Annotated in this window: 9 protein-coding genes, 1 tRNA gene and 1 pseudogene; 5 read left to right on the forward strand and 6 right to left on the reverse strand. The window is 43.3% G+C overall.

Annotation, left to right across the window (positions count from 1 at the left end; genetic code table 11):
- Positions 1-8: 8 nt before the first annotated feature.
- A pseudogene (locus ACO9K6_RS14835) lies at positions 9-539 on the forward strand (site-specific integrase); the annotation flags it as partial.
- A gap of 940 nt (positions 540-1,479) precedes the next feature.
- A complete protein-coding gene (locus ACO9K6_RS14840) occupies positions 1,480-2,055 on the forward strand; it encodes a hypothetical protein (RefSeq protein ID WP_424768336.1) in 576 nt (191 codons plus the stop codon).
- A 706-nt stretch (positions 2,056-2,761) separates the two neighbouring features.
- On the opposite strand, the gene ACO9K6_RS14845 is transcribed toward ACO9K6_RS14840, so the two are convergent.
- Positions 2,762-2,938, reverse strand: coding sequence for an H-type small acid-soluble spore protein (locus tag ACO9K6_RS14845; RefSeq protein WP_424768337.1), 177 nt, complete (start codon positions 2,936-2,938; stop codon positions 2,762-2,764).
- Between the two features lie 219 nt (positions 2,939-3,157).
- On the opposite strand from ACO9K6_RS14845, the gene ACO9K6_RS14850 reads away from it, so the two are divergent.
- Both ACO9K6_RS14850 and ACO9K6_RS14855 read left to right on the forward strand, forming a co-directional pair.
- Positions 3,158-3,643, forward strand: coding sequence for a hypothetical protein (locus ACO9K6_RS14850; protein WP_424768338.1), 486 nt, complete (start codon positions 3,158-3,160; stop codon positions 3,641-3,643).
- Between the two features lie 27 nt (positions 3,644-3,670).
- Complete coding sequence (locus ACO9K6_RS14855; protein ID WP_424768339.1) at positions 3,671-4,354, forward strand: uracil-DNA glycosylase; 684 nt, start codon at positions 3,671-3,673, stop codon at positions 4,352-4,354.
- A gap of 59 nt (positions 4,355-4,413) precedes the next feature.
- On the opposite strand, the gene ACO9K6_RS14860 is transcribed toward ACO9K6_RS14855, so the two are convergent.
- Complete coding sequence (locus ACO9K6_RS14860; RefSeq protein WP_424768340.1) at positions 4,414-5,391, reverse strand: protease complex subunit PrcB family protein; 978 nt, start codon at positions 5,389-5,391, stop codon at positions 4,414-4,416.
- Positions 5,392-5,611: 220 nt separating this feature from the next.
- Between ACO9K6_RS14860 and ACO9K6_RS14865 the strand changes: the two genes are divergently transcribed.
- A tRNA-Val gene (locus tag ACO9K6_RS14865) sits at positions 5,612-5,687 on the forward strand.
- A 135-nt stretch (positions 5,688-5,822) separates the two neighbouring features.
- Here the strand turns inward: ACO9K6_RS14865 and ACO9K6_RS14870 are convergent.
- From ACO9K6_RS14870 to istA, 4 genes are read right to left on the reverse strand one after another with little or no spacing between them, the layout of a single operon-like run.
- Positions 5,823-6,647 (reverse strand): tyrosine-type recombinase/integrase, encoded by an 825-nt coding sequence (locus ACO9K6_RS14870; RefSeq protein WP_424768341.1) that lies wholly within the window; start codon positions 6,645-6,647, stop codon positions 5,823-5,825.
- Between the two features lie 57 nt (positions 6,648-6,704).
- Positions 6,705-7,484, reverse strand: a complete 780-nt coding sequence (gene istB / locus ACO9K6_RS14875; protein ID WP_424768351.1) for an IS21-like element helper ATPase IstB — start codon at positions 7,482-7,484, stop codon at positions 6,705-6,707.
- Positions 7,484-7,876 carry a Mu transposase domain-containing protein gene (locus tag ACO9K6_RS14880; protein WP_424768342.1) on the reverse strand — a complete coding sequence of 131 codons (393 nt, stop codon included), beginning with the start codon at positions 7,874-7,876 and terminating at the stop codon, positions 7,484-7,486. The genes istB and ACO9K6_RS14880 overlap by 1 nt, the downstream gene beginning before the upstream one ends.
- Positions 7,858-8,619, reverse strand: coding sequence for an IS21 family transposase (gene istA, locus ACO9K6_RS14885; RefSeq protein ID WP_424768343.1), 762 nt, complete (start codon positions 8,617-8,619; stop codon positions 7,858-7,860). Before istA ends, ACO9K6_RS14880 begins: the two co-directional genes overlap by 19 nt.
- Positions 8,620-8,841 lie beyond the last annotated feature (222 nt).

Here is an 8,841-nt window from a genome sequence, read left to right on the forward strand (position 1 = left end):
GTTTACGTGACTATGCGCTTTTGCTTGTTTTCTTGGACAGTGGTATTCGTCCGAAAGAAGCTTTCAGCCTTATGGAATCTGATTATAATAATCGAGCATGTGAACTGATTGTAGATGCGGATAAAGCTAAAACAAGAACGTCTCGTACCCTACACATGATGCCGCAAACAGCAAAGGCAATAGATGAGTTATTGTCGGTTCGACCAGATGAGTGGAAGGAAAGAGCTCCGATATTCTGTACTAATGAAGGAAGACCACTTAACAGGCATACATGGGGTGACCGCATAGAGATGTACTGTAAGAAGCTTGGCACCCGCTTCCATTCGTATGCACTACGCCATGCCTTTTCAATTATGTTTCTGCGTGGAAAAGGTAATGCTTTTGCTCTTCAAATGATGTTAGGTCACGTAGATATGATTATGACCAAACGTTATGTCAGATTAACGAATAGTGACATGAAAGAGCAACATACTATGGCTTCTCCTATTAATAGAATCCTTCCTCAAAATAAGAAATTAAGAAATCTTCGTGGGAAATGAGGGGGAACATGAATAAATTGATTTATTATGCTATGCAGGATGATGATACAGCCTCCTAACTTATAAGAATCGTTAGAAAGCATTGTAAGCTTGCTTTAGAGCATGGGAGCAGTAATACATAATGCATCTCCTGACAGACGAATAACCCTTGGCAAGGAAATAGAGAACCTATGAGCCGCTAGAAACGCTATTCTAGAGAAGTTTTCGGTGCGGGAACACATATGATTAAAGAACATGACTATAAGACATAGCCGCCCATTATGAGCTTCTTGTCATCAAGGCAGATGAATTGCATAGGCAAGCAAGCACATGCTTAGACGCCGATAAGGCTATACAGAGCTTTCTTGCTCATGGTCAGCCTATAGACTATATTCGTGTTATTATCGATTCAATTACAAAGTATGGGGGATGATTTTTTGAAAGTCGTAAAGTCGTTTTTGTTTGTCATTATTGCAATGGCAGTAAGTATCTCACTGGTGGCATGTTCTATTCAATCCAGTTCCAACAAGTAGCTTTCGGAAAAGGAATATTCAAAATTGATTAACGAACACCTAAACGAACTAGACGAAGAACTAGCAAACCAAATGCAGTTGGTAACAAGCAAGAAAGCAAATGCAGAATCCGTTAAGAAGTACCAAGATTTTATTTGGGATGAGCAGACCTCAATTGTCGCCATTTCCCCGTTTAGTAACAAAAGTCGGGAAATGGACACTTGGAGGCCTTAGTGGAACACCAGGTAAGTCAATAACTATGAACTTTAGCCACGCCGCTTATTTTTTAAATCACAGTTGGGTTGATAGTTCTGGAATCCAACATACAAATGTTTCGGATCTTATTTCCACCATTAAAACGAACTCCCCTTGAAATATTTTCTAAATTAAATAATTCCCCTGTATATAATAAAATATATACAGGGATTTCCATTGTGAGGATGGTTGAAGTGAAAAAGAGGATAGCGCAGTTTTTTACGATCTTCATTATTGGTTTTATTATTTATCAGGGTTGCAATTGGTATGACGATAGTCGCGTCTCACCTGTTGGATCAACGATGTCTGAAGACAATCTTTTTCATGATATTAAACTGATACTAAAGAAACGTTTGAGAGTTAATACTGTTCAGTATTTTGAAAAATATGAAGATCCTGATACATTAGGAACGGCGAAAAAGGGCTATAACATGACAAACGTACTCGATATTACGGCTAGAATCCCTGGCTACAATGAAAACAGTGATTTACGAACACCCTTTAATGTTCATGCAGCCATGCAAGTTTGGCTTTATTTAAAAGACAGAGAAGCACCGTATCCAATCGAAGGTATCAATGTTGGTGTAAGTAGGGGGAGGTTTATTATGGATTCATTATGGCGAGTAATGGTTACTCGCGAGGAATTTGAAACCCTTTATGCTTCTATGCAAAATGTAGAAATGGATTCCCAATTAATGATCGAGAAACTGGCTGCCAAATGGGTTGAGGAATCCAAGTATACGGGATGGTGGGGGGAAGTGATGAAGTAACATCTCTAAGTGTTATTCAAGCATCTAATAGGAAGATAAAATGAAGAACCTTGATAACCAGATTCTTGGGTATATCAAGTTTTAATTCCTTCATGCGCTTTCCGATGTGTACTTAGCTCTTCCTATCTATCGCTGCTACCTTCACGTGTCCCGCTTCGTTTATCGAGATTCGGTCTATCCTGCCGGTGATCGCGTATCGATCACTTGGTTCATGATCTGTCATTTTCGGTTTAGGTTTTCTCCTTTCCCAACCCGGTTTTCATTTTAGCGCAGCGCGCCGGCCCCCCCTACGACCAAAAATTGTAACTAGATCCATTACGAAATATATATGTCACCAGTCGAAAGTTGATCGTTCTCAGATTTCTATTGCCAAAAGTTATTTGGGGTAAATCAAAACATGCCAATAGTTCAAATTGAGAATGATTTATATTAGGTTATATGCAAGAAACCCACGCAGCTTAATAGCTGCGCGGGTTTCTTGCATTGGACATTTTATAAGTTAAGTTACACGTACAATTCCTCCTTTGCAGTATCTGGTTAAAACAGATGCGGTCGAAGGAGGTTTTTTCGTTGGTAATGCGATTGAACAAAGTGTTCAGAGCAAATAAAGTATTAGACTGTGTTTATGGACTGCTATTGCATTATTTAGCGCGATTAATCCTTTCGATATGAAAGCCCCTAAACCAGCAAACCTTACTCAGTCGGTTTAATTCTCAATCAGACTATCTAAAGAAACAGTCATTTCTTGTTCTGAATGATCAAGCGGATATATTCTCGCTGTGTCATTATCATAAACATGCTGAATATAAATGGGAGTTCCTTGATAGGTCACATTTTCCATTATCGGTGATTCGGATATTTCAATGGCTCGTTGTTTGTTCATGATATTCTCCTTCTTATTTGATCTAAAAGTAGTATCTGAATCAGTAAGTTCATTTATTCCTGCTGTTTAAGGCATTGAAGATTTCTTCATACAAGCCAAATAAACATACCCTCACATGACCAAACTCACAAGCAGGTTTCAATGTTTGTTATTTATCTGCAAAAAGGGTTTAATAAAAAGAAGAAAAATAAAGCTGCTTAACGAAAGGGGAAATAGGCAATGTTTTCGAATCAAAAGGAGTTATCCTTTAAAGAAAGCTCAAGATTATTGTTTGCACAGGTTGATGCATTGAAGGATAGCTTATATGCGGATCTTAAGGAAAGATTCAAGCAGGATAACACCATCACAGAGCAGGAGCAGAAATGGAAGCTGGCCATTATGGTATCGTCTATTTCTACTGCTTTATTCAGCAGTTCACTTGTAGGGAATAAGGAATATCCAGTCCTGTATACTTACTTTAAAATAAAAATAAACGAATACGATTCAAATGGCGAGGCTGCACTCGAGGATTGTATGGGTTTAATTGCTGACTTGATGGCAAGATCGGAATATGACCCAGGTCCATTCACAGATACGATTGCCATGTGGCTTTATTTTCATATGAGAGGGAAAGAGGAGCTCGTGCTGGAGGAGTCGGCGGCTTACATGCTGGTCGCTCAATTCATTCATAACAACTTTTATAATTGGTTTGATTCTGCTAGGTAGACGCTGATGTGTGAGGAGGCGATTCGCGTGAAAGACATGTTGAAAAATGATTGGTCACAAATATTAAATAGCGAGCTGACAGCACCGTATATGTACGAGCTGCTCGAGCTGCTTGAGCATAAATATAAGACGGAGACGGTTTATCCGAATAAGAGCGATATTTTTAATGCGCTGCACTATACCCCTTATGAACAAACGAAGGTTGTTATACTAGGGCAGGATCCTTATCATGGACCTGAGCAAGCGCATGGGCTGAGCTTTTCCGTCCGTCCAGGTCTAAAGCTGCCCCCATCGCTCAAAAATATTTATAAAGAGCTGGTAGAGGATACAGGTTGTCCCGTTCCTGATCATGGAAGCCTAGAGTCATGGGCGAGGCAAGGTGTGCTTCTGCTGAATACGGTGCTGACGGTTGAGGCGGGAAAGCCAAATTCGCATCAACGTATGGGCTGGGAGAGGTTTACTGATGCCATTATCGATGCTTTGAATCATCGCGACCGGCCAGTCGTATTTATGCTATGGGGTAAGCATGCCGAGGCGAAAGCAGCCAGTATCGATAAAGGTAAGCATCATCTTATTGTTTCGCCCCATCCGAGTCCATTTGCGGCGCGAAAAGGTTTTTTTGGGAGCAAGCCATTTACTAGGGCAAATACCTATCTGGAGAGCATGGGAATTGAGCCTATCGATTGGCGTATTCCTTCATCGGTCGTATAGCTAAAGAAGGCTTCTCAGCTGTCTGATTTGCATCAGACAAGCAGAGAAGCCTTCTTGCATTATTCGACTGCAGTGCCGTTGTCAGTAGAATTTGTTTCGCTGCCAGCAGAGCTTCTACTCGAGTCAGGGGACTCCGGAAGCACCGGCTTGAAGGCAGAGTCTACATACGCGGATACTTGAACATCAGTAATCACCTGAGGATACATTTTGTCTGGGTCAGGCATAACCGTCTCTACATAAATAATGGCTTGATCGCCTTCGAATTCAATAGAGGCAATGCGTATTCCGTAGCCAGGATGCGGTACCTGCGTGCTCACTGTTACTTTATTGATATCAGCATTGACGGGTGTGACAGAAAGCTTCAAATCAAAGCCAAGATGCGCCTGCAGTTCGGGGATAGGCTTAGTCTCCTTTACGAAGGAAATAGCGTCGTACAACCAGCCTGCAGCATCGCTGCGGGTAATGGCTTGCTTCGGATAAAATTTGTTCGAGCTATCCAAAATGACAATTTTACTTATGATCAGCTTTTGAACGCTGTCCATATATTCACCTTTTACTTCAGCCTCATCCTCAAGCAGTAAGAAGATTTTAATAAAGGCGTAGTCGCCTTTAGTTAGCACGGCCTTGAACAAGTAATGTGCAAATTGCTCGCGTGTCATGACATCGTTAGCTTTGACTGATTCAGGTATGTCTAGACCGTTCAAGTGCGCGATAATGAACGCTTGCGAATACCAAGCATTATCCTTCAAATGAGGGAAGGAGTCGCTTGCTTTTGGTTCCTTGATGAAGCGGATATGATTAATATTGAGGTCAAGACCTTTTACAATTAAGGATACGCCCTCCGCATAAGTCAGCTTGCCATGCGGCTTGAAATTATCGTTCTTTGAGCTTCCTTTTAGAATGCCTTGCTTCTTAAGTTCGGCAATTTTTTGCTGATTGGGATCACTTTTAATGTCATTAAATGCCCAAACAGATTGACTAAGCGTAAGGAACAGCATTGCTACCAGAGTCAAAATAAGTATCGGTCGTTTTTTCATATGCTCACCTCATAGATTATTTGCTGCAGCACTTATTTTGACGAGAGGGAGAGATAGAAGGTTGCAATTCAGATCTACTCAGTATGGCCTATTTTTAATAATCAGAAACGATGTAGGCTAAAACAAGAGTACTTAGAGATGCGAAAAATGAACGAAAAGTTATTCGGAAAGTGTTGACTTCCTTTTCTTATCCTGATATATTATTAATTGTCGCTAATATGATCTGGTAGCTCAGCTGGGAGAGCACTATCTTGACAGGGTAGGGGTCACAGGTTCGAACCCTGTTCAGATCACCATAACTTAATCGCCGAAAGCCTTGTCCAGCAAGGCTTTTTTTGTTGTGATCAACCATTGCCATGTCAACATAGTCCCTCCTTGGGTATCCGTGGTAGCAGCGTGGTAGCAAGCAATTCTGACTGAATAGTTTTAGATTAGAAAAGCATCTTTGCTAGCTCAGCAGCGGCTTCCTCTTGCATGTTAGGGAACAGATGGGAGTACAAATCGATTGTAATCTTGATTGAACTATGCCCCAACCTTTCCGACACGACTTTAGGATGCGTATTGTTCTTGAGTAGCAGGGAGGCATGGGTGTGCCTAAGGTCATGAAAAGTGATTTTCTTCAATTCACTTTTCTCCAGCAGCTTGTACCATATCCGATTGATGTTTCTTGGATTAGCTTTCGTACCCAGTCCGTTACAAACAACCAAATCCTCACGATCAAATGGCTTTCCGAGCGCAAGCATTTCACGTCTAACCGTTCGCATGTGCTTTTGAAGGACAGTGGCTGTATGTGAATCGAAAGATATTGTACGTATACTTGTAGCTGTCTTTGCTCCGTGAATGATTTCTTTCCCATTATGGCTTAACGTTTGTCTAACGGATATCATATTCCTATCGAAATCGACATCCATCCAACGAAGACCGAGTATTTCGCCTTGTCTCATCCCTGTGGTTAGAGCTAAATGAAAGGCAATGTAGTATCTAGTAAAGGTTCGTGCATAATTCAAGAATGCTTGCACTTCATTTACATCCCAAACTTCGACTTCTTTCCTTTTAACTCTTGGCTTATCGATTAGGGAAGCGGCGTTACGATTGATGATTTGCTGCTTGACTGCTGCATTCAATGACGTATTGACGATGTTATATATTCGTTTAATGGTTGAATCCGCCAAGCCTTTGTCCTGGAGAGTGCTCAAGAATCTCTGAATGATCAATGGATTTGTCAACTGCAAACGAAAATTACCCAGAATCGACACTTGAATTTTCCCCATTAAGTGCAATGTAAAGGCCCCGAGGGGGCGGCGAAAATCGGTTCATTCTGTTTTCCCATCTTCGGTATCAGGTCGAAAGAAGCCTGCCTTTTTCTTCTCTTTAATCCTGTAACTCTCCCCCTTGATGTTAATCGTAGTGGAGTGGTGAAGCAGGCGATCGAGAATCGCTGTGGCTAATACAGAATCACCGAAAATCTCTCCCCAAGCGCCGTAGGACTTGTTGGAGGTGAGTATGATGGAGCCAGACTCGTAGCGCTCAGCAATGATCTGAAAGAAAAAGTGGGCAGCTGTTTCATCCATCTTCCGGTAACCGATCTCGTCGATGATCAACAGGTTTGGCTTGGTTAACGCCCTCATTTTCTGCGTAATCGTATTGTTCTGATGCGCCTGCTGGAGGGTTTGCACCAAATCGTGTGCAGTCGTGAAATACACCGTGTACCTTCGTTTAATCGCTTCTAGTGCAAGGGCAACGGCCAAATGTGTTTTACCCACACCGGGCGGTCCTAGAAAGACAAGATTCTCCTGATGCTCCACAATGCGGAGTGTCGCTAGGTCCCGGATGCGTCGTTCCTCGACCGACGGTTGGAAGCCGAATTCGTACTGATCGAGTGTTTTGTGGTAGGGCAAGTGAGCCATCCGCGTTTTCATGCGAATAAAACGGTCGTGCTTGGCGGATAGTTCTTCTTGCAGTAACCCATCGAGAAACTCTAAGTACGTCCGGTTCTTCGTAGCTGCCTCTTCGGCATGTTGATGCAAAATCTCGGGAATCCGACTCCATCCTAGATGGTCGAAAGCCTCTTGCAAGCGTTCAGTCACCACCATCACTGGATCACCGCCTCATCCAGAAACTGTTCATAGACCGACAGATCACGTACGACGACGTCAGGTAGCGCCTGCTGCACCAGTCGCGGCATCGGCAACTGTGCAGGCTTGCCGGCTGCGGAGCGGATGCCTTCGGTATGCTTCCGGTCAAAGATGACTTCATGATGCCCAGTGTACTTTTCATGTTCGGCAATGAACTTATCTTGAGCAAAGATCCGGATACGACCGTTACGTTCGTCCTGCAACTCCACGGTCTGACCGACATACCGCCAGGGCACCGAATAACGGTTGGCAGCGTAAGAGATAAGCGCATCATTGGATACTTTACGTGGATGCCGCTCCGCCTCATCGAAGGGAACAAGATTGAACGGTTTCAGTTCTTCCTGCAGCAAGCGCTGCTGTGGTACTTCATGAGTGGTGCCGTGTATGCGGAGCCGTTTTCCACTTTACCTTTGGTGCGTGGGCGATAAGGGGCACAGAGCCTAAACAGGAATCCGTGATGGTTGGCAAAGCGCGCAAACCGTTCATTCCATATGGGATGACCCTGTTCATCCGCACCAGTTACGACCGTCTTCATGTTGTCATAGAGAACCGTCTCTGTTCTCCCGCCGAAGTACTGCATTGCCCGGACATGGCAACCCATTAAAGTATCTAGCCGCTCATCTTCCGTATATTCCAGATACATCATTCTAGAGTGGCCGAGAACCATGACAAAAGCGTACAGTCGCTTGGTTTCGCCATTCCATTCGACTTTGAAGTGTCCCCAATCGACCTGCGCCTGCTTGCCGGGCGGTGTTTCATAACGTTCGGTCGCTTTAGCAAGCACTGCGGGTCTAAGCGGTTCCATGAAGGTACGCAGCAACCGGATCTGTCCTGGATAACCTTTGACTTTAATCTCATCGAAGAGCACAGCTGCATTTAGGCAGCCTTCTTCCATTCGAGAACGTATATAGTCCCGGTAGGGTGCAAGAATGCTAGGCTTATGTGTTTGGCGCTGATACTCTTTTGGTCCCTCTTCTTGAAGCCACTTACCGATGGTCTTCCGATCACGACCAAGTTCTTCGGCAATTTGGGTCTTATTCATCCCTTTTTGTTTCATATGTTGGATCATGAAAAACTCCCCATTCTTGATCATTATCTCTCTCCCCCATAAGGAAGAGTGTCTGCCGATTATGGGGAATTTTCAAGTGCCGTTATTGGGGATTTTACCACTGCCGTTCACAGCATTACATTTGTGTGCTGGTAAATCTGTTTAATCGAGAAATCATTGGTCATCGTGCAGGTCCCAACAAGGACGCTGCTCTGATTACCCGTGCCTTCGCGACCGTTAAGAGTGATCTACGCCAGATTCAATGGT

The organism is Paenibacillus praedii (assembly GCF_049725345.1).
Lineage (GTDB): Bacteria > Bacillota > Bacilli > Paenibacillales > Paenibacillaceae > Pristimantibacillus.